The organism is Microbacterium caowuchunii, from assembly GCF_008727755.1.
GTDB classification, from domain to species: domain Bacteria; phylum Actinomycetota; class Actinomycetes; order Actinomycetales; family Microbacteriaceae; genus Microbacterium; species Microbacterium caowuchunii.
Genome location: NZ_CP044231.1, coordinates 2,168,512 through 2,188,250 on the forward strand (window position 1 = coordinate 2,168,512; position 19,739 = coordinate 2,188,250).

At 70.9% G+C, this 19,739-nt stretch carries 17 protein-coding genes; 5 read left to right on the top strand and 12 right to left on the bottom strand.

Annotated features, from left to right (window positions below; all coding sequences use genetic code 11):
* Window positions 1–37: 37 nt before the first annotated feature.
* Window positions 38–1,252, bottom strand: coding sequence for a PrsW family intramembrane metalloprotease (locus tag F6J84_RS10425; protein WP_150973541.1), 1,215 nt, complete (start codon window positions 1,250–1,252; stop codon window positions 38–40).
* Window positions 1,253–1,292: 40 nt separating this feature from the next.
* On the opposite strand from F6J84_RS10425, the gene F6J84_RS10430 reads away from it, so the two are divergent.
* Complete coding sequence (locus F6J84_RS10430; RefSeq protein ID WP_150973543.1) at window positions 1,293–2,174, top strand: fumarylacetoacetate hydrolase family protein; 882 nt, start codon at window positions 1,293–1,295, stop codon at window positions 2,172–2,174.
* 45 nt (window positions 2,175–2,219) lie between these two features.
* Here the strand turns inward: F6J84_RS10430 and F6J84_RS10435 are convergent, their stop codons facing one another.
* The 5 genes from F6J84_RS10435 to F6J84_RS10455 form a co-directional block, all read right to left on the bottom strand.
* Window positions 2,220–2,615: a DUF4190 domain-containing protein gene (locus F6J84_RS10435; RefSeq protein WP_150973545.1), complete on the bottom strand. Its 396-nt coding sequence runs from the start codon at window positions 2,613–2,615 to the stop codon at window positions 2,220–2,222.
* A gap of 76 nt (window positions 2,616–2,691) precedes the next feature.
* Window positions 2,692–4,149, bottom strand: coding sequence for an aspartate ammonia-lyase (locus F6J84_RS10440; protein ID WP_150973547.1), 1,458 nt, complete (start codon window positions 4,147–4,149; stop codon window positions 2,692–2,694).
* Window positions 4,150–4,273: 124 nt separating this feature from the next.
* Window positions 4,274–5,167: a phosphodiesterase gene (locus F6J84_RS10445; protein WP_150973549.1), complete on the bottom strand. Its 894-nt coding sequence runs from the start codon at window positions 5,165–5,167 to the stop codon at window positions 4,274–4,276.
* A gap of 40 nt (window positions 5,168–5,207) precedes the next feature.
* Window positions 5,208–5,543, bottom strand: coding sequence for a peptidase (locus F6J84_RS10450; protein WP_150973551.1), 336 nt, complete (start codon window positions 5,541–5,543; stop codon window positions 5,208–5,210).
* Complete coding sequence (locus F6J84_RS10455; RefSeq protein ID WP_150973553.1) at window positions 5,540–6,802, bottom strand: inorganic phosphate transporter; 1,263 nt, start codon at window positions 6,800–6,802, stop codon at window positions 5,540–5,542. Before F6J84_RS10455 ends, F6J84_RS10450 begins: the two co-directional genes overlap by 4 nt.
* Before the next feature lie 202 nt (window positions 6,803–7,004).
* Here F6J84_RS10455 and F6J84_RS10460 point away from each other — a divergent pair, with 202 nt between their 5' ends.
* Both F6J84_RS10460 and F6J84_RS10465 read left to right on the top strand, forming a co-directional pair.
* Window positions 7,005–8,582 carry a molybdopterin-dependent oxidoreductase gene (locus tag F6J84_RS10460; protein ID WP_150973555.1) on the top strand — a complete coding sequence of 526 codons (1,578 nt, stop codon included), beginning with the start codon at window positions 7,005–7,007 and terminating at the stop codon, window positions 8,580–8,582.
* A gap of 47 nt (window positions 8,583–8,629) precedes the next feature.
* Complete coding sequence (locus tag F6J84_RS10465) at window positions 8,630–10,741, top strand: S9 family peptidase (RefSeq protein WP_150973557.1); 2,112 nt, start codon at window positions 8,630–8,632, stop codon at window positions 10,739–10,741.
* A 100-nt stretch (window positions 10,742–10,841) separates the two neighbouring features.
* On the opposite strand, the gene F6J84_RS10470 is transcribed toward F6J84_RS10465, so the two are convergent.
* The 3 genes from F6J84_RS10470 to F6J84_RS10480 all read right to left on the bottom strand — a co-directional run bounded on the left by F6J84_RS10470 (window position 10,842) and on the right by F6J84_RS10480 (window position 15,017).
* Window positions 10,842–11,870: a 6-phosphofructokinase gene (locus tag F6J84_RS10470; RefSeq protein WP_150973559.1), complete on the bottom strand. Its 1,029-nt coding sequence runs from the start codon at window positions 11,868–11,870 to the stop codon at window positions 10,842–10,844.
* Window positions 11,871–12,030: 160 nt separating this feature from the next.
* On the bottom strand, window positions 12,031–14,184 hold the full coding sequence (locus F6J84_RS10475) for a DEAD/DEAH box helicase (RefSeq protein ID WP_150973561.1): 2,154 nt from the start codon (window positions 14,182–14,184) through the stop codon (window positions 12,031–12,033).
* A gap of 185 nt (window positions 14,185–14,369) precedes the next feature.
* Window positions 14,370–15,017 carry a hypothetical protein gene (locus tag F6J84_RS10480; RefSeq protein ID WP_150973563.1) on the bottom strand — a complete coding sequence of 216 codons (648 nt, stop codon included), beginning with the start codon at window positions 15,015–15,017 and terminating at the stop codon, window positions 14,370–14,372.
* A 140-nt stretch (window positions 15,018–15,157) separates the two neighbouring features.
* On the opposite strand from F6J84_RS10480, the gene F6J84_RS10485 reads away from it, so the two are divergent.
* Window positions 15,158–16,513 carry an MFS transporter gene (locus tag F6J84_RS10485; protein WP_150973565.1) on the top strand — a complete coding sequence of 452 codons (1,356 nt, stop codon included), beginning with the start codon at window positions 15,158–15,160 and terminating at the stop codon, window positions 16,511–16,513.
* Here F6J84_RS10485 and F6J84_RS10490 read toward each other — a convergent pair.
* Window positions 16,510–17,385 carry a glycerophosphodiester phosphodiesterase gene (locus tag F6J84_RS10490; protein WP_150973567.1) on the bottom strand — a complete coding sequence of 292 codons (876 nt, stop codon included), beginning with the start codon at window positions 17,383–17,385 and terminating at the stop codon, window positions 16,510–16,512. The genes F6J84_RS10485 and F6J84_RS10490 overlap by 4 nt on opposite strands.
* A gap of 169 nt (window positions 17,386–17,554) precedes the next feature.
* On the opposite strand from F6J84_RS10490, the gene deoC reads away from it, so the two are divergent.
* Window positions 17,555–18,271, top strand: coding sequence for a deoxyribose-phosphate aldolase (gene deoC, locus F6J84_RS10495; protein WP_150973569.1), 717 nt, complete (start codon window positions 17,555–17,557; stop codon window positions 18,269–18,271).
* A gap of 33 nt (window positions 18,272–18,304) precedes the next feature.
* On the opposite strand, the gene F6J84_RS10500 is transcribed toward deoC, so the two are convergent.
* Both F6J84_RS10500 and F6J84_RS10505 read right to left on the bottom strand, forming a co-directional pair.
* Complete coding sequence (locus F6J84_RS10500) at window positions 18,305–19,264, bottom strand: bifunctional riboflavin kinase/FAD synthetase (RefSeq protein ID WP_150973571.1); 960 nt, start codon at window positions 19,262–19,264, stop codon at window positions 18,305–18,307.
* The gene (locus F6J84_RS10505; protein ID WP_150973573.1) at window positions 19,261–19,701 is read right to left on the bottom strand and encodes a hypothetical protein; all 441 of its coding nucleotides are present in this window, start codon (window positions 19,699–19,701) and stop codon (window positions 19,261–19,263) included. Before F6J84_RS10505 ends, F6J84_RS10500 begins: the two co-directional genes overlap by 4 nt.
* Between the last annotated feature and the right edge of the window lie 38 nt (window positions 19,702–19,739).

Here is a 19,739-nt window from a genome sequence, read left to right on the forward strand (position 1 = left end):
CGTGTTACTGCGAGGTGTCCGGCAGGCGCAGCGGAGGTCACACGGCCAGCAGTGCCGCCCGCGCCGCCGCGGTCCGCTCCAGCAACAGGCGTTCCTCGGCGCCGCCGGTGCGGTCGCGACCGACCAGGACGCGCTGACGCGCCGCGGCGAGCGCGGTCGCGTCGGCGATGAAGCTCCGCATGATCCCGACCCGGTCGCCGCGGAGCGTCCGGGCCCAGGCGAGCCCGGCCCGGCGTCCCGAGGGCGTCGCCAGCATGTCCACCTCCTGCGGGGTGAACCAGCCCGCCGCCGCGTACTCACCCAGCCTCGCGCGCGTGAGTCGCCCCTCTTCCCGGCGCAGCATCAGCACGCCGCCGATGAACACGAGGAAGAGGGGGATCTGCAGGGCGGTGTACAGGCCGAGGAAGTCGCCGAGCAGGGCCGAGCCGTTCCAGAAGGCGTGCAGGACGATCGCGCCCGCCAGCCCGAGCAGCCACGGGCCGAGGACTCCGCGGAACGAGGCTCCCCTCCGTGCAGCGAGGCCGAGCGCGAAACCGGTCACGGCGGTGAACATGACGTGGGCGAACGGAGACAGGATGCCGCGGATGAAGAAGGTGGCGGAGGTCAGCTCCGCTCCGCCCTCGATCCATGCCAACGCGAAGTACTGGATGTTCTCGGTGAACGCGAACCCCGCCCCGATCAGCCCGCCGTAGACGATGCCATCGACCGGACCGTCGAACCACCGGCGGGCACCGGCGAAGATGAGCAGCACCCCGAGGCCCTTCGCGACCTCCTCCACGACCGGGGCCTGCACCACGGTCTGCAGGAACTCCCCCGCGGGAGTGCCCGACCGCCCCACCGCCAGCACGATCAGGAGGTCCGCTCCGAGGGCGATCGCGACCGAGACGATCGCGCCCCAGCCGAGCGCGATCACGATGAGTCCCCGCGGCTCGGGCTCCCAGCGGTCCACCAGCCGGAGGGCGAGGAACACCCCGATCAGGGGCAGGAGGGCCAGCACCATGCCGAGGATCGACGCGCCCGGCCCGATCGCCCGCAGGAAGTACCCGACCAGCACCACGCCCAGGAGCACGAGGAGTCCGCCGAGCCAGAGGTACAGCCCCCAGGCGCGACGCGGCACCGGGGCGACCTGCTGCTGCGGGACGACCGGGCGGGCGACCGCCGGGGGCGAGGTGATGAGCGGCTGAGCGAGCACGGAGGGGAACGCGGGCGGGGTGAGGGAGGAGCGGTGCGATCCACGGTCCGGGGCAATCATGCGGACAGCCTAGGGCTGCGGCGGTCGGTACTCTCGAAGGATGCGTTTCGCCCATGTCATCCCGGACGGGGCCGAGGCTCCCCGGCTCGTCGTCGTCGTCGACGATTCCCAGGGGCAGCTGGTCCACCAGCTCTTCCCCGGCGCCCCCGCCACCCTCGAGGAGCTCATCGCCGGCGGCGACGCCCTGCTCGAGCGGGTGCGCACGGCGAGCGCGGCCTCGGACGACGTCATCCCGCTCGACGGGGTGCGGTTCGCACCGGGCGTCCTCGCGCCGCCGGTGATCCTCGCGGTGGGCCTCAACTACGCCGCGCACTCGGGCGAACTCGGCCTGAAGACGGACAAGACGCCCACCGTGTTCGTGCTCTGGCCGAACTCGCTCACCGGGCACGACGGCACGACGACATGGCCGCGCTCGCTCAGCGAATCCGTCGATTACGAGGCGGAGCTGGGGGTGATCATCGGCCGTCCCGCGCACGACGTCCGCGCCGAGGACGCGCTGGATCACGTGTGGGGCTACACGGTGGTCAACGACATCACGGCGCGCGACATCCAGTTCGCGGAGGCGCAGTGGTCACGCTGCAAGTCCTTCGACGGGTTCACGCCGGTCGGCCCGTTCGTCGTGACCGCCGACGAGGTCCCCGACCCCCAGGACCTGCACATCTGGACGGTGATCGACGGCCACACGGTGCAGGATGCGTCCACGGGTCAGATGATCCGCGGGGTCGCGACCCTGATCGCACACCTCTCCCAGTCGGCCACCCTGCTTCCGGGCACGCTCATCTCCACCGGCAGCCCGGGCGGCGCCGGATACTCGCGGGACCCGCAGATCTTCCTGCGCGACCGCTCCACCGTGACGGTGGGCATCGACGGGATCGGCCGGCTGACGACGCACTGCCGCATCCTCGACGGAACCGACGCGTGAAGGGGCGGGAGGCATCCGTCTCCCGCCCCTTCATCCCGCCGGCGGTCAGTTGCAGGTGACCTGGATGCCGTCGATGATCTGGGTGCCGCCGCCCATGTCGAGGCACTGCTGGTAGAGGTCGGCGGCCGCGCCGATGCCGATCGCGATGACGATCCCGACGATGGTCCAGATCACCATGAACACGATGCTCAGGATGATCGCCCAGACGGCCGGGGTGTTCTTGACGCCGGCCTTGCGGCTCTGCACGAGAGCGACGATGCCGAGGATGAGACCGACGATCTGGACGAAGAACGCCAGGATCAGGGCGACGATGCCCATCGTCTTCCCGGGGACCGGCGCCCCGGGCGTGGGGGCTCCCGCGGCGGGCACTCCCGGAGCGGGCGCGGGTGCCGCCGGATAGGCGGGCGGCGGGGTGTTCGGGGTGCCGGACGGATCTGTCATCGTTCCTCCTGGAGCGGGGCGGGGTCGGTACTGTTCCGACGGTATCGGGTCAGCCGCCCGCGCGCACAGCGTGCGCTCAGGTTCTAGGATGCGCATCCGCGGTGTCGATGATCGGGATGGCGGCCGTGATCGCCTCCAGCCCGGAGAGCCGGGCGGGCGAGAGCTGCTTGATCACTTCGTCGCGCGACATGAGTCCCGCCTCCACGACGAGGTCCGCCACGTTCCGCCCGGTCAGCAGCGCCGTCTTGGCGAGTGCCGCGGCTGCGGCGTACCCGATGAAGGGCGTGAGTGCGGTGATCACGCCGACCGAGGAGCCCACCATGGCCCCGAGCCGGTCATGGTTGACGGTGATGCCCTCGACGCAGTTCACCCGCAGCGTCCACATCGCCTGACGCATCCAGGTGATCGACTGGAAGATCGAGTGCGCGAGGACCGGTTCGAACGCGTTCAGCTGGAGTTGCCCCGCCTCCACCGCCATGGTGACCGTCATGTCGGCGCCCACCACGGCGAAGGCGACCTGGTTGACGACCTCCGGAATCACCGGGTTGACCTTGCCGGGCATGATGCTGGAGCCCGCCTGCCGTGCCGGCAGGTTGATCTCGCCCAGCCCGGCCTGCGGCCCGCTGGAGAGCAGCCGGAGATCGTTGCAGATCTTCGACAGCTTGACGGCGTTGCGCTTGAGCGACGAGGAGAACGACATGAACGAGCCGGTGTCGCTCGTGGACTCGACCAGGTCGGCCGCCGTCTCCAGATCCAGGCCGGAGATCTCGCGCAGGTGGGACACGATCGCGGCAGCGTAGTCGGCGTGCGTCGTGATGCCCGTGCCGATCGCGGTCGCCCCCATGTTGATGGAGTGCAGCAGCGACGCGTTCTCGCGCAGGCGCAGCAGGTCAGCCTCGAGGGTCGAGGCGAAACCGTGGAACTCCTGACCGAGCGTCATGGGCACCGCATCCTGCAGCTGCGTGCGCCCGACCTTCAGGACGTCGTGGAACTCGACCGCCTTCGCGAGGAACGCCCGGCGCAGCAGTTCCAGCTCGTCGAGCAGGCTCATCAGCGTCAGCGACAGTCCGACCTTGATGGCGGTGGGATACACGTCGTTCGTGGACTGGCTGCGGTTGGTGTGGTCGATCGGCGAGAGGTAGCCGTAATCGCCCTTCGGCCGTCCGGCGAGCTCCAGCGCGACGTTCGTGATCACCTCATTGGCGTTCATGTTCGTGGAGGTGCCGGCGCCGCCCTGGATGACGCCGACGGTGAACTGATCGTGGTACTCGCCGTCGATGATGAGCTGGCACGCCCGGTCGATCAGCCCCGCCCGCTCCCGGTCCAGCACGCCGATGTCCCGGTTCGCGCGGGCGGAGGCCTGCTTGACCATCGCCAGCGCCGTCACGAGGTCGGGATAGACCGAGATCGGCCGTCTGGCGATCGGGAAGTTCTCCAGCGCCCTCGCGGTATGGATGCCCCAGTAAGCGTCGGCGGGGATCTCGAGCGAGCCGAGGGAGTCGGTTTCCGTGCGGGTATGCGTCGTCGCGTCCATGTCCTTGCGGTGTCCTTGTGAGTCGGCCGGGCAGGTCCTCCGAGCCTAACCGCGGCCGCACCGCCCCCGGCTGGACGCCGTGTACATCCGGTCCTCACCGACGGCCGCGATGTACATCGGTCGGTCAGCGACGCTTGCGGGAGAAGGCCTCGAGCCGCTCCTCCGGTGAGAGAGCCGCCATCCGGGCGACCCATTCCGGGGTGAAGAAGTCCGCCGTGTCCGCGTCCACGACGGGCACCACCGCGTGTGTGACGGTGTCGTCGTACACGTGCACGAGGTGGAAGGACTGCCCCGCGTCCATCCCGTTCACGGTCTGCGCGGGGCGGGCGAGATCCATCGTGTAGCAGGTGGCCGCGGCGACGCTCACCGGGATGCCGGCGAAGGTGCCGGAGGTGGAGTAGTGCAGGTGCCCGGCGAGGATCGCCCGCACGTCGGTGCCGGCGACGACCTGTGCCAGCCGGCCCTGATCGCGCAACTCCAGGATGTCGAAGAACGGGATGTGGCCGGGTAGCGGCGGGTGATGCAGCGCGAGGATGGTGCCGAGAGGGGCGGGTTCGGCGAGGATCCCCGCCAGCCAGGCGAGCTGCGCGTCGTCGATGTCGCCGTGATGCCAGCCGGGCACGGTGGAATCCAGCGCGATCAGCCGCAGTCCGCCGAGATCGTGCACGCCGACCAGGGGCTCCTCGCTCGGTTCCTCGCCCCGGAGGGCGGCGCGCATCGCCGGCCGCTCGTCATGGTTTCCGGCCACCCACACCACCGGTGCGCCGAGGCGCGCGGCCACGGGCTCGACCGCCGATCTCAGCGCCTCGTACGCCTCCGGCTCGCCCAGATCGGTCAGATCGCCGGTGAACACGATCGCGTCGGGGACGATGTCGAGCCGGGTGATCGCGTCGAGCGTGCGGGACAGGTTGCGCCCGGTGTCGTAGCGGCCGCCCAGCCGCCGATCGCCCGCGAGCAGATGCGTGTCGCTGACGTGGACGAGGGTGCGCCTCGCGGGCGGATACTGACCGAACTGCATGTCCCCACCCTAGAGAGGACCGTGGACATACGCGCGGATGTCAGTGGTTGAACAGGATGAGCAGGAGTCCGCCGAGCACGGCGAGACCGCAGACGCCGAAGCACCCGTACGCGCCGACCAGGGCGATCCGCCGCTGTCCGTCGGTCAGTGGATTCTTCCGCGCCGACTTGGCCGCGGCCTTGTTCGCGCGACGGATGTCCTTCTCGCTGACGATCGTGATCGCGTCGGTGAACTCCGCAGGCACCACCACCGGCACCTTGCCGGCGCGCACCAGCAGGCGCAGCGCCACCGCATAGAAGCCGACGACGACGATGGCCGCGGTGAAGGCCGCGGCGAAGACCTGGAGGAATGCGACCCAGTCGATCTCGATGGTCATCGTTCGTCCTCCGCCTTCGTCACGTCAGGGGTCTTCTGCGTCGCGGCGGCGCGCTTCCGGGACGCGCGCTTCTCGGCGCGCTGGCGGCGCGTCGGCGGCGGGTTCTTCTTCACCTTGACGGCCATGCCCGACTCGGCGACCTCCCCGACGCCCATGGCGTTGGAGGCGTCGACCTGGTCCCGGCGGGAACGGAGGTAGAGGGCGAGGATGATCGCGACGGCGAGGACCGCGTCGATCGCGATGCCCCACCCGCCGAACCAGACCACGAGCAGCGCCGCCACGGCGCCCACCGCGCCCGAAGCCGGGAGCGTGAGCAGCCAGCCGACCATGATGCGCCCGACCGTGCGCCAACGCACCTTGGAGCCACGGCGGCCGAGGCCCGACCCGATGACCGATCCGGAGGCGACCTGGGTCGTGGACAGCGCGAAGCCGAGCGCGCTGGAGGCGAGGATCGTGGAGGCCGTGGATGCCTCGGCGGAGAAACCCTGCGCGGGCTTCACATCGGTGAGCCCCTTCCCCATCGTCCGGATGATCCGCCATCCGCCCATGTACGTCCCGAGCGCGATCGTGATCCCGCACGCCAGGATCACCCAGAGCTGCGGGTCGGACTGGGACTGCCAGCCGACGGTGATCAGCACCAGCGTGATCACGCCCATGGTCTTCTGCGCATCGTTCGTGCCGTGCGCCAGAGCGACGAGGGAGGAGGTGAAGATCTGTCCCCAGCGGAATCCGTCCCGCCCGTCGGGCTTCCCGTCGTAGCGACGCGTCACGGCGTATGCGAGCTTGGTGGCCGCGAAGGCGATCAACCCCGCCGTCAGGGGGGCGATGAGCGCCGGCAGCACCACCTTCGACATCACGACGCCCAGGTTGATGGCGGCTGCGCCGGCCCCGACCAGCGTCGCGCCGATCAGTCCGCCGAACAGGGCGTGCGACGAGCTGGACGGCAGCCCGAGAAGCCAGGTCAGCATGTTCCAGGTCACGGCACCGATCAGCCCCGCGAAGATGATCGCCGGGAAGATCGAGGACGATATCTCGTCCTCCTGGATCATGCCTCCGGAGATGGTCTTGGCCACCTCCGTGGACAGGAAGGCACCGACCAGGTTGAGGACGGCGGCGAGGATGACGGCGACCTTCGGTTTCAGGGCACCGGTCGCGATGGGCGTGGCCATCGCGTTCGCGGTGTCGTGAAAACCGTTCGTGAAGTCGAAGAACAAGGCCAGGCCGATGACCAGGACGACGATCAGGGCTGCGGTTTCCACCGTTCGCTTTCGGTAAAGGGGATCAGGAGCACCGAGTCGATCGGCTGCGCGAACGAAGAGTTCACCAGAGAGCCGGTATCCGTTCACCGGGCCACAGGAAATCCTTCCACCGCCCCGCCTTCCGGTCAACTCGCCACGATCCGAACACGCCGTGGCGCCGAATGACCTTCTGCGGCACACGGTCGCGCAGGAGGATGTGACCATGACCGCAGAGCCACGATCGCGCGGGATGCTGTGGGCCGCGGCGAGCGGTCTGATCGCCGCCGGCGCCTTCCTCGCGGTGGCGGAGCTCACCGGTCTGCTCACCGCACGGGGCTCCGGGCCGCTCGAGGCGGTCGGCGGCTTCGTCGTGGACATCGTGCCCCGCCCGGTGAAGGAGTTCGCGATCTCCACGTTCGGCGACGCCGACAAGGCGGTGCTCCTCGGCGGCCTCCTGGTGGCCGCCGCCGTGGGCGCCGCGCTCGCCGGGATGCTGGAGTTCCGCCGCCCACCGTGGGGCTCCGTGCTGCTCGGGGTCGTGGCGGTGGCGGTGGGCGCCTCGCTCGTCACCCGCGCCGCGGCGGGAGCGCTCGACGTCCTGCCCGCCGTCGCCGGCGGCGCCGTCGGCATCCTGATCCTCCGCGCCCTCTGCATGCGGCTGCGCAGGTGGCGGGCCACCGAGCCGGCCGGTCCTTCCGCGGACGCGCCCGTCGATCCGGCCGCTCCCGCCCTGGCCGGGCGACGTGCGTTCCTCCGCCTGGCGCTGATCAGCACCGCGGCAGCCGTCGTCGTCGGGGCGGGATCCCGCCTGGTGAGCGGGGCGAGCACCTCGATCCGCGCCATCCGCTCCGCGCTGCGGCTGCCCGCCCCGCGCACGACCGTGACGGTCCCGTCCGGCGCCGAGCTCGACGTGCCCGGTATCTCGCCGCTGCTCACCCCCAACGCGGACTTCTACCGGGTGGACACCGCGCTCATCGTCCCGCAGGTCGATCCGGCGGACTGGCGGCTCGTCATCGACGGAATGGTCGAGGATCGCGTGGAGCTCACCTTCGACGACCTGCTCGCTCGGGGCCTGGACGAGTACGCCGTCACCCTGACGTGCGTCTCCAACGAGGTCGGAGGGGATCTCGTGGGCACCGCGATCTGGCAGGGCGTTCCGGTTCGGGACCTGCTGCGGATGGCGCGGCCCTCAGCGGATGCCGACATGGTGCTCTCCCGCAGCGTCGACGGCTTCACCGCGAGCACGCCCCTGGAGTCGCTCACCGATGACGGCCTGGACGCCATCCTCGCGGTCGCGATGAACGGGGAGCCCCTCCCCCTGGAGCACGGATTCCCCGTGCGCATGGTCGTCCCTGGCCTGTACGGCTACGTATCGGCCACCAAATGGCTCGACCGCCTCACGGTGACCCGGTTCGACCGGGAGGAGGCCTACTGGACGCCGCGCGGGTACAGCGCGAAAGCCCCCATCAAGATGTCCTCGCGCATCGACACCCCCCGGGTGGACCGCTCCGTCACGGCAGGACCGACGGTGATCGGCGGGGTGGCGTGGGCGCAACCGACCGGGATCGGACGCGTCGAGGTGCGCATCGACGACGGCCAGTGGCAGCAGGCGACCCTGTCGACGCCGCTCAGCGCGGCGACGTGGGTGCAATGGATGCTGCCCTGGGACGCCCGCCCCGGCCGGCACACGCTGACCGTCCGCGCCTACGACAGCGCGGGGAACCGCCAGGCGGAGGAACGCGCCCCCATCGCCCCGGACGGCTCCTCGGGCTGGCAGCAGACGCTCGTCACCGTGACGTGAGCGGGTCGGGGGCGCCACCGCCGTCCTCCGCCGACTAGCGTGGACGCGTGACCGACAACGCCGCATCCGTTCAGCCCCCCCGAGCGCTCCGCGAGCCGCGCATCCGCCGCCATCACGGCGACGAGTTCGCCGACCCCTACGAATGGATGCGCGCGAAGGACGACGAACGCGTCACCGCGCACCTCGAGGCCGAGAACGCCTACACCGACGCCCGCACCGCGCACCTCGAACCGCTGCGGCAGCGCATCTTCGACGAGATCAAGGACCGGACCCTCGAGACGGACCTCTCCGTCCCCGCGCGCCGCGGCGACTGGTGGTACTACTCGCGCACGGTCGAGGGCAAGCAGTACGGCATCCACTGCCGCGCGCCCATCGCCGACCCGGAGGACTGGACGCCGCCCGAGCCCACCGCGGGCGAGCCGCTGCCGGGCGAGCAGGTGCTCCTCGACGGCAACGAGGAGGCCGACGGGCTGGAGTTCTTCTCCCTGGGCACCTTCGACGTGTCCGCCGACGGCAGGCTGCTCCTGTACGGGATCGACGCGACCGGCGACGAGCGATACACGCTGCGCGTCCGGGATCTCGAGACCGGCGAGACGCTTCCGGACGTCATCGAGGACACCTTCTCCGGGGCCGAGCTGTCCCCCGACTCGCGCTACGTCGTGTACTCCACGGTGGACGAAGCATGGCGCCCGGACACCGTGTGGCTGCATGAGCTCGGGACGCCCACCGCATCCGATCGCACGCTGTTCCACGAGCCGGACGAGAAGTACTGGGTGGGCGCCGGGTTCACGCGCAGCGAGCGGTTCCTCGTGATCGGCGTCGGGTCGTCCATCACGTCCGAGGAATGGCTCGTCCCGGCGGACGACCTGCACGCGGAACCCCGTGTGGTGTGGCCGCGCACGGAGGGCGTGGAGTCCGACTCCGCGCACGCCGTCGTGGACGGCGAGGACGTGCTGTACATCCTGCACAACCAGGACGCCCTCGACTTCGAGCTCGTGCGCGTGCCGGTGGCCGACCCCGGCGGCGAGCGCCAGGTCGTCATCCCGCACGTCCCTGGGCACCGTCTGCTGGGCGTGTCCACCTTCCGGGACTGGGGCGTGGTCGGGTACCGCCGTGAGGGCATCGCGCGCATCGGGATGCTGGACTACGCGACCTCGTCGGTGCGGGAGATCCCGTTCTACGAGCCGCTCTACTCGGTCGGCACGGCAGGCAACCCGGAGTGGGCGCCGCCGCTGCTGCGCCTGGGCTACGGGTCCTTCGTGACGCCCTCGACCGTCTACGACTACGACCCCGCCACGGGCTCGCTGACCCTGCGCAAGCAGCAGCCGGTGCTGGGCGGGTACGACCCCGCCGACTACGCCCAGGCGCGGGTGTGGGCGACGGCTCAGGATGGCGCGTCGATCCCGGTGTCCCTGGTCTGGAAGCGCTCGTTCGGCGATGCCGGCGCGACGCCCCGGCCGGTCCACCTCTACGGCTACGGCTCGTACGAGCACTCCATCGAGCCGTCGTTCTCGGTGGCGCGCCTGTCGGAACTCGACCGCGGCGTCGTCTTCGCCGTCGCGCACGTGCGCGGAGGCGGCGAGATGGGCCGCCAGTGGTACGAGGACGGGAAGCTCCTGGCCAAGCGCAACACGTTCACCGACTTCGTCGACTGCGCGTCGCACCTGGTCGATCACGGCTACACCACACCGGAGCAGCTCGTCGCAGAGGGCGGCTCGGCGGGCGGCCTGCTGATGGGAGCGGTGGCGAACCTGGCCCCCGAGCTGTTCGCCGGCATCCTGGCCGACGTCCCCTTCGTGGACGCCCTCACCACCATCCTGGACCCCTCGCTGCCGCTCACGGTGATCGAGTGGGACGAGTGGGGCGACCCGCTGCACGACCCCGACGTGTACGCCTACATGAAGTCGTACTCGCCCTACGAGAACGTGCGCGAGGGTGTGCGCTACCCCCGCATCCTGGCGGTCACCTCGTTCAACGACACCCGGGTGCTGTATGTCGAGCCCGCCAAGTGGGTGGCGCGCCTGCGCGAGGTCGACGCCGACGCGATGCTCAAGTGCGAGATGGTCGCCGGGCACGGCGGGGTGAGCGGTCGCTACAACACGTGGCGCGAGCGCGCGTTCGAGCTGGCCTGGCTGCTGGACGTGCTCGGCGTCGCCTGAGTCGCCGGTCCGCGCTGCGCGGACGTGCGCAGAATGCGACGAACCCCGGAGGATCCGCGTCGGATCCTCCGGGGTTCGCGTGTTCCTGCGAGGTGCCGGGTCAGCCGAAGAGGGCGGCGGCTTCCTCGTAGCGGTACAGCGGCACCGAGTTGAGCTCCCCCAGCGCCGCCTCGAACGGCACCCGCACGATGTCGGTGCCGCGCATGGCGACCATCTGACCCCAGGCCTGGGCCACGATCGCGTCGGCGGCGTGCAGCCCCAGGCGGGTGGCCAGGACGCGGTCGAAGGCGGAGGGCGAGCCGCCGCGCTGGATGTGGCCGAGGACCGTGGAGCGGGTCTCGATACCGGTGATCCGCTCGATCTCGGGCGCGAGGATCTCGCTGATGCCGCCGAGGCGCGGGCGGTTGAACGCGTCCAGTCCCTTGTCGCTGAACGCCTCCTCCATCCCGGTCAGTTTGAAGCCCTCGGAGACCACGACGAGCGGGGCGCGCCCGCGATCGTGCGCCTTCGCGACCTGCTCGGTGATCTCCTCGATCGACATGGGCACCTCGGGGATGCAGATCACGTGTGCGCCGGCGGCGATGCCGGCGTGCAGGGCGATCCAGCCCACGTGCCTGCCCATCACCTCGGCGACCATGCACCGCTGGTGCGAGTCGCCGGTGGTGCGGAGGCGGTCCATGGCATCGGTGGCGATGTTCACCGCGGTGTCGAACCCGAACGAGTAGTCGGTCGCGCGCAGATCGTTGTCGATGGTCTTGGGAACCCCCAGGACGTTGATGCCGTCGTTGGCCAGACGGTTGGCCGCGGCCAGGGTGCCCTCGCCGCCGATGGCGATGATCCCGTCGATGCGGTGACCGTACAGCGTCTTCGCGATGTTCTCCGCTCCCCCGCGCGGACCCTCGTAGGGGTTCGTGCGGCTCGTGCCGAGGATGGTGCCGCCGACCTTGGACAGCCCCTTCACCTCGTGCCGCGTGAGCGGGAAGAAGTCCGCGTCGACCACACCGCGCCAGCCGTCGCGGATACCGACGAACTCGAGGTCGTAAGTGGTCGTCCCCTTCAGCACGACGCCGCGGATGACGGCGTTGAGCCCGGGGCAATCGCCGCCGCTCGTGAGAATACCGATCTTCATTGCTGGAGTCCCTGCTTTCCGGATGATGGTGCTCCGTGGAAATGGGGCGACGCTGCCTCCCCGACACTATCGCTCCCGCGAGCTCGACGCATCCGTCTCGACGATGCGGAACGGCCCGGCCGCACGGGTGTGCGCCGGGCCGTTCGGTCGTGCCGGGCGATCAGCCGCCGAGCGCGGTACGGGTCAGGTGCATGAGCGCCGACAGCTGCACCGAGTCGCTCGAACCTTCCTCGATCGCGTGCCCGTCGAGCGCGCGGAGCGACAGGCTCTGCTTCGAATCGATCAGTTCCGCGATCTTGGTGTCGATCGTGTGCGCAGCGATGATCCGCCACGCCGTCACGGGCTCGTCCTGCCCGATGCGGTGGACGCGGTCGATGGCCTGCGTCTGCTCCGCGGCGGTCCAGGACAGCTCGGCCAGAACCACGTTGGAGGCGGCCTGCATGTTGACGCCCACTCCCGCAGCGGTGAGCGAGCAGACCGCGATGGCCACGTCGGGGTCGGTGTTGAAGGCGTCGACGGCGGCCTGCCGCACGGTCGCGGTCTGGTCGCCGCGCAGCGACACCGTCTTGAGCCCGGCGGCGGCGAAGTGCGCCTCCGCGGCATCCATGACGTCGATGTGCTTGGCGAAGAAGACGACCTTGCCGACCGAGCGCTGCAGCTGCACGGCGTAGTCCGCCGCGAGCAGGGCCTTCGCCTGGCCGATGCGGCGCACCATCGTGAAGACGTTCTCGCTGCCCGAGCCGGCCGCCTTGGATTCGTCCAGCTCGTGCTGGGCGACCAGACGGACGATGTCCTCGTCGATCTCGCCGGGCAGGAGCCCGCGATCCCCGCGCGCCTCGATGATCCGGCGGTAGCGGGCGCCGAGACGCTCGCCCAGCTCGCGCTCGGCCTGACGGATGGAGCGGCCGAACTCGTCGTCCAGCTGGACGGGGAGGTCGGCGACCAGCTTGTCCGGGAGGTCCTTGGCGACGTCCGTCTTCCGCCGGCGCACGATCCCCATCGAGATGACCGCATTGCGCGCGGCCGGGTAGAACGCCTTGTCGGCGGGGGTCAGTCCCGTCGCGTCGAGCTTCTCCATCAGCTCCGGACCCGGCTTCTCGCCGTTGGTCCAGCCGAGGAAGCGCCAGATCGCGTCGAAGTCCTCGACGTCGTTGATCAGCGGCGTACCGGTCAGGGCGAGCAGCAGCGGGTCGCGCAGGCGCTCCCGGATGCTGCTGGCGAGCGCGAGGACGTTCCGCGAACGCTGCGAGCCGAGGTTCTTGATGAAGTGCGCCTCGTCGACCACCATGCCCGCCAGCCCGATCGAGCTGAGCCAGGACAGGTGCCGGTCGAGCACCTCGTAGTTCACGATGAAGACGTCGGCGAAGGCGTCGAGGTCCTCTCCGTCGCCCTGGATGACGGTCGCCCGGCGCTGCGGCGTCCACCGCTCGACCTCGCGAGCCCAGTTCATCTTGACCACGTTGGGCACGACCACCAGCAGGGGGTACGCGCCCGCGACGGATGCCGCCAGGACGGACTCCGCGGTCTTGCCGAGGCCAGGTTCGTCGGCGAGCAGGAACCTGCGGTGTCCCTCGCGCACGGCCTCGAGGAAGCGCGACTGGTGCGGCATGACCGCGAGTCCCTTCGGCGACAGCCGGTCGAACTCGGGCACCTCGGGCAGTTCCATGGTCGCGGCACCGCCGCCGGCGCCGGTCTCGAACGCCTTGTAGAGCGGTCCCATGAGCTCCCAGCCATCCAGGCGGCGACGCGGGGTCGGCCCGGGAGTGTGCGGCGTGAGGTCGGGGGCCAGGAACGGGTTCGCCATCTGACGCGCCTCGACCTGGGGCGGCATGACCTGACGGCCGGACGCCGCGGTCGGCACGAGCGGGGAGGCGACCGTCACGGCATCCGTGATGATCAGCTCGTCGGGGGCCAGCTCCGCACCGGACTCGAGGAGCCAGTCGCGACGCATCCTGCGGGCCACCGGCGAGGTGGCCTGGTCGACCTCCAGCAGCTGGATGAGCGACGTGTCCCGGGCGGCCGTCTTGGCCAGGATCGTCGCCACGCCGTCGAGGCGCTTGAGCAGTTCCGCGCGTGTCGCGTCGCTCATCTCCGCCTCGGCCTTGACCCGTGCGCGCTCCTCGCGCACCAGGAACGCGATCACCTGGAACTTGACCCGGTTCGTCGGGCCGAGCTTTCCGCGCTGCGCTTTGGCTTCGACCTCGCGCACCTTGCGGGCGAGGATGGGGATGATGGGCGCCTCGTCGTCACGGCGGGCGGACGAGGTCTTTCTACGTCGCTGCGTGGATTTCGCGGCGGGAGCCGAAGTCGGCATGCTCCTCCTGAGCGTCGGGTCCGGAAGGACCTGCGACCGGTGGTCAGAGTCCCGCGGGCGGCTCGGTGCCGGGACGGACGCGGGAAGATCGGGGCGCGCGACAACAGGCGCGACCGAATCGATCGGCTCCAGTTTAGAGCATCCCGGCCCGGTTGTCGGCACGGAAGTGCCGGGATGTCGCCGGATCAGCCCCAGAGCGTCGCCGCGACGTCCTCGGTGTACCCGGCGGGGAGTTCACCCACCCAGGAGGTGGCGACCCATCCGTTGCCGCGCAGGAAGTGCGATTCACCGCGGGTCACGAGCTTGCTGTCGAGATCCAGGGTCTCGGTCTGCACGGAGCACAGGATGCCGCCGACGGCGTCCTCGCATCCGAAGCCGTTGACGGCGAGCATGTCCTGGACCCCCGGGAGGTCCTCGGCGGTGAGGACGGTCACGTTCGTGGAGAGCCCCGCGCCGCCGGGGGCGCCCCACGAGCAGCGGAGGGTCGGCACACCGGACTCCAGGATCTCCAGCGCCGGCACGAGCTGCGTGGAGTACAGCGTCACGGCCGGGTCGTTCAGCGGCGGCAGCCGATCCTCGAGCGTGGCACGCATCTGCGGCGAGTAGAGCGCGTCACACGATGCCGGCAGGGAGATCTCGACGGTCTGCGGGCGATCCGCGGGCACGGAGGCGGTCGGCTCGGCGGAGTCGGAGGCGCTGACCGACGGCGCGGGCGAGGACGGCGAGGAGCCCGTGGGGTCCGGCTCCGGGACGCAGGCCGCCAGGGCGAACGCCGCCGAGATCACGGCCGTCGCCGCCAGGAGCGTGCGGATGCGGGGACGGGTGTTCGTCACGGGGTTTCCTCCGGGGTCGCGGTCTCCTTCGACCCTAACGCCGCTCGCCCGCCGCGCCCGCCCGGACGCGCGCACGCATCCGGCGCGGCACCGCGCCGCGGGCACTGGTCGCCGGGGCGCCGCTCCCCTACCGTGAGGGGGTGGATGCAGCCCGCCCGAGCGACCGGACCGTGCTGCTGGTCGCCATCCTGGCTTCCTTCGTCTCGTTCCTCGACGGGACCGTCGTGACGGTGGCTCTGCCCGCGATCGAGCGGGACGTGGGCGGGGGCCTCGCCACGCAGCAGTGGGTGGTGGACGCGTACCTCGTGACCCTGGGCGCGTTCATCCTGGTCGCCGGGTCCCTCAGCGACGCGTTCGGCCGCATCCGCATCCTGCGCATCGGACTGCTGATCTTCGGCGTCTCCTCGGTCGCGATCGCGCTCGCCCCGGATCCGCTGACCCTCATCCTGCTGCGCGCGGTGCAGGGTGTCGGCGGGGCGTTGCTCGTGCCGAGTTCCCTGGCCCTCATCACCTCGCATTTCGCCGGCGCCGCGCGCTCCCGCGCGATCGGCATCTGGACGGGAGCGACCACGGTGGCGACGCTCGTCGGCCCGGTCGTCGGCGGACTGTTCGTCGACCTGCTCTCCTGGCGCTGGGTGTTCGTGCTCAACGTGCTGCCGATCGCCCTCACCCTGGTGCTGCTCGTCCGCGGCGGCCTCCGCGATGCCCGGGTCCCCGGCGCCCGGATCGACATCCCCGGCGCGGCGCTGTGCACGATCGGACTCGGGGCGCTCGTGTTCGCCCTCATCGAGCAGCCGCGGCTGGGCTGGGACTCCCCGGCGGTGTGGATCGCCGGGATCGGCGGGATCCTCGGTGTCGTGGGGTTCGTCCTGCGCCAGCGGGTCGCCCCGTCGCCGCTCATGCCGCTGTCACTGTTCTCGGCGCGGAACTTCTGGGCGGGCAACCTCTCGACCTTCTTCGTCTACGCCGCCCTCTCGCTGAACGGATTGGTCGTCGCGGTCTACCTCCAGCAGGGCGCGGGGCTCTCCGCGACCCTCGCGGGCCTCGCGACCCTGCCGCCCACTGTGCTCATGATCCTGTTCAGCTCCCGGGTGGGAGCGCTGGCCGGCAAGCTCGGGCCGCGCCTGTTCATGACGGCGGGGCCGGCCCTGATGGCGGTGGGCGCGCTGCTGCTGCTGACCGTCGCCGATGACTTCGACTACCTCACCCAGGTCCTGCCGGGGCTGCTGGCGTTCGGTGCCGGCCTGACGCTGACGGTCGCGCCGCTGACCTCCGCCGTCCTCAGCGCGGTCCCGGCGGAACGCAGCGGCATCGCCTCGGCCGTGAACAACGCGGTGGCCCGGGTGGCGGGCCTCGTGTCGGTCGCCCTCCTCGGCGTCGTCGTGGCCGGCGACCTCGACCTCGAGGGGTTCCATCGGGCGGCGATCGTGACGGCCGCGCTCATGGCCGCGGGCGCCGTCGCGTCGTTCGCCGGCATCCGCGACCCGCGCCGCTAGGCGTCCTGCTGCCAGCGGAAGAGCCCGGTGGGGTCGTCCGTGATGATGCCGTCCACACCGAGCGACGTGGCCTCCCGCCACTGCTCGTCCGAGTTGAGCGTGTAGACCGCGATGCGCAGGCCCGCCTCGTGCAGCTGCGCGACGACCTCCGGCCGCTCGGCGACCGCGCGCCTGCTGGCGATCACGCCCCGCACCCCGGCGAGCGATGCCGCATGCACCACGTCGTCCGGGAGCGCACGGAGCACCACCATCCGGGACAGCACGGGCGAGGCCGAGCCCACGAGGGCCAGCGTGCGGGCGTCGAAACTCGCCACCGTGATGCTGCGCTCGAGACCGCGCTGCTCGATCGCGGAGACGAGTGCGGCCGCCGCCTCCCCGTCCCACGGGCCCTTCAGCTCGACGATGGCCCGGCCGTTCCGCTCCGCCACCAGGTCGAGGAACTCCTCCACCCTCGGCACCCGGGTGCCCGCGTACGCGGGAGAGAACCACGCCCCGGCATCCAGCGCGGACACGTCCGCCCAGCTGAGGGAGGCGAGCTCCCCCGCTCCGTCGGTGGTGCGATCCACGGTCTGATCGTGCAGGAGCACCGGCACCCGGTCCCGGGTCAGGGCGACGTCCACCTCCACGTAGTCGAACCCGTCGTCGAACGCCCTCGAGACGGCGGGCAGGGTGTTCTCCGGGGCGTGGGCCGCTCCCCCGCGATGGCTCGCGACGAAGGCCGGTTCGCCCGGACTGCGGGCCGCACCGAGTGCTTCGGTGGCGCCCACCGCCGGGGGCGACGCTCCGAGGACCGCGACGATCACGGAGACCGCCGCGAGCGCGACGAGCGTGGCCAACGCGGGAAGTCCGCGGGATGCGCGGGGCGGGTGCATCGATCCTCCTGATCGTCTCCGTCGACGTCCGGCCACCCTACCGTGCAGCGTTATCGTTTCGTTACCTCGATGCCGAGGGCGTGTCGCCCCACGTCGCGCGTCGCTCGCTCGGCCTCGTCCGCGTGCAGCCGCTCCCGGTGAGAGGGCGACCGCCGCGTACGCTGAGGACATGCCTGAGATCACCGAAGCCCAGCTCGCCGCCACGATCGATCACGCCATCCTGAAGCCCGAGTTCACCCGGGCGGATGTCGACGCCGAGCTGTCGATCGCCCGCGAGTGGCGCGTGTTCAGCGTGTGCGTCCGACCGTCGGACATCCCCCATGCCGTCGACCGGCTGGCGGGGTCGGGCGTCGCCGTGGGCACGGTCATCGGATTCCCGCACGGCACCACCTCGACCGCCGCAAAGGTGGCCGAAGCGCGCGCCGCGATCGAGGCGGGCGCGACCGAGCTCGACATGGTCGTCAACATCGGCTGGCTGCGTTCCGGCTTCGACGACGCGGTGGTCGAGGACATCCGCGCCGTGAAGGACGCCGCCGGCTCACGCGTACTGAAGGTGATCCTGGAGACCTCGCTCCTCGACGAGGAGCAGATCGCCCGCGGCAGCCGCCTCACCGAGGCGGGCGGGGCCGACTTCGTCAAGACCTCGACCGGATTCGCCGGAGGGGGCGCGACGGTCCCGCACGTGCGGCTCATGCGCGAGAACGTGTCGGATGCGGTGCAGGTCAAGGCATCCGGAGGGGTCCGGAGCCTCGCCACCGCACTGGAGATGCTCGACGCCGGTGCGACGCGCCTGGGCACGAGCGGCAGCGCGACGATCCTCGGCGAGCTGCGCTCGATCCTCGCCGGCGGAACCGCGGCGGGTCGGGTCGACGAGTCCTCGTACTGAGGATCGGCCGGTAGCACGCGGCGCTCGGCCGGGTCAGCCCCGCCCGAGCGCCGCGCGCACCTGCGCGACATCGTCGGCCATCTGCGCCTTCAACGATTCCACCCCGTCGAACGCCGTCATCCCCCGTACCCGGGAGACGAACTGCACCTCGACCTCATGGCCGTAGAGGTCGAGATCCGTCTCATCGAGCACGTACGCCTCGACCTGACGACGGGTGACGTCGCCGAAGGTGGGATTCGTGCCCACCGAGATGGCGGCCGGATACCGGACGCCGGAGCGCAGGCCAGGGGCCTCGTCGATCAGCCATCCGGCATACACGCCGTCGGCCGGGGCGAAGCCCTCCAGGGAGGCCGACAGGTTCGCGGTCGGGAAGCCCAGGGCACGACCGCGCTTGAGCCCGTGCACGACCTCGCCCCACACCGCGGTCGGGCGGCCGAGCAATTTCGCCGCCGTCTCGACGTCGCCGGCGCCGAGCAGTTCGCGCACCCAGGTGGAGGAGACCCGCCGGCCCTCGTCGATCGCGCGGACCTCGTCCACCACGTCGACGCGGAAGCCGAACTCTTCGCCGAGTTCGCGCAGGAGGTCCGCGTTCCCCGCCCCGCCGCGGCCGAACCGGAAGTCGGTCCCGACCAGGATCGTGCACATGCCGAGCGGCTCGACGAGCATGTCCACGACGAAGTCGCGCGGGCTCAGCAGCGCCAGACGTTCGTCGAAGGTGAGCACCATCGTCGCGTCGATGCCCGTCTCCGCGAGCAGACGCAGCTTCTGCGGGACCCCCACCAGCTCGGCGGGGTTGCGTTCGGGCCGGAGCACCGCGAGGGGGTTCCGGTCGAAGGTGACCGCCACGACCCGTGCGCCCCGGGTCGCCGCATCCACCTTCGCCCGTTCGAGCACGACACGGTGACCCGCGTGCACTCCGTCGAATTTGCCGATCGCGACCACCGACGGTCCGAATCCGGCGGGCACGTCCTCGGGCCCGCGGAAGACCATCATCGAACGGGCTCCGGAAGGGGTGCGGATGCGGGGACGGAGCGGTGCACCCACAGCCACCACAACCCGAAGAACGGCAGCACGAGCGGCACGAAGAGGTATCCGTTGCCGAAGAGGGACCACACCGTCGGGTGCTGGAAGAGTGCGGGGTCGAGGATGCTGAGGGTTCCGACCACGAGCACCCCCACCAGCTCGAAGACGATCGCGACCCATGCGATCCGGTACCAGATGGCCGATCCGGAGAAGATCAGCGCCAGCGTCGCCAGGATGTAGACGGCCGCCGCCGCCGCGGACAGCGCGTAGGCGAGCGGTGCCTCGTCGAACTCGCTGACGATCTGCACGAACGACCGCCCGGTCGCGGCGAGGGCCATGATGGCGTAGACGATGACGAGGACGCGGCCGATGCCGCTCATCCGGCGGCGGGGTGCATTCTCAGACATGACCGTCCCATTGTAGTTGGGCGGCCTGCGCGCCCCGA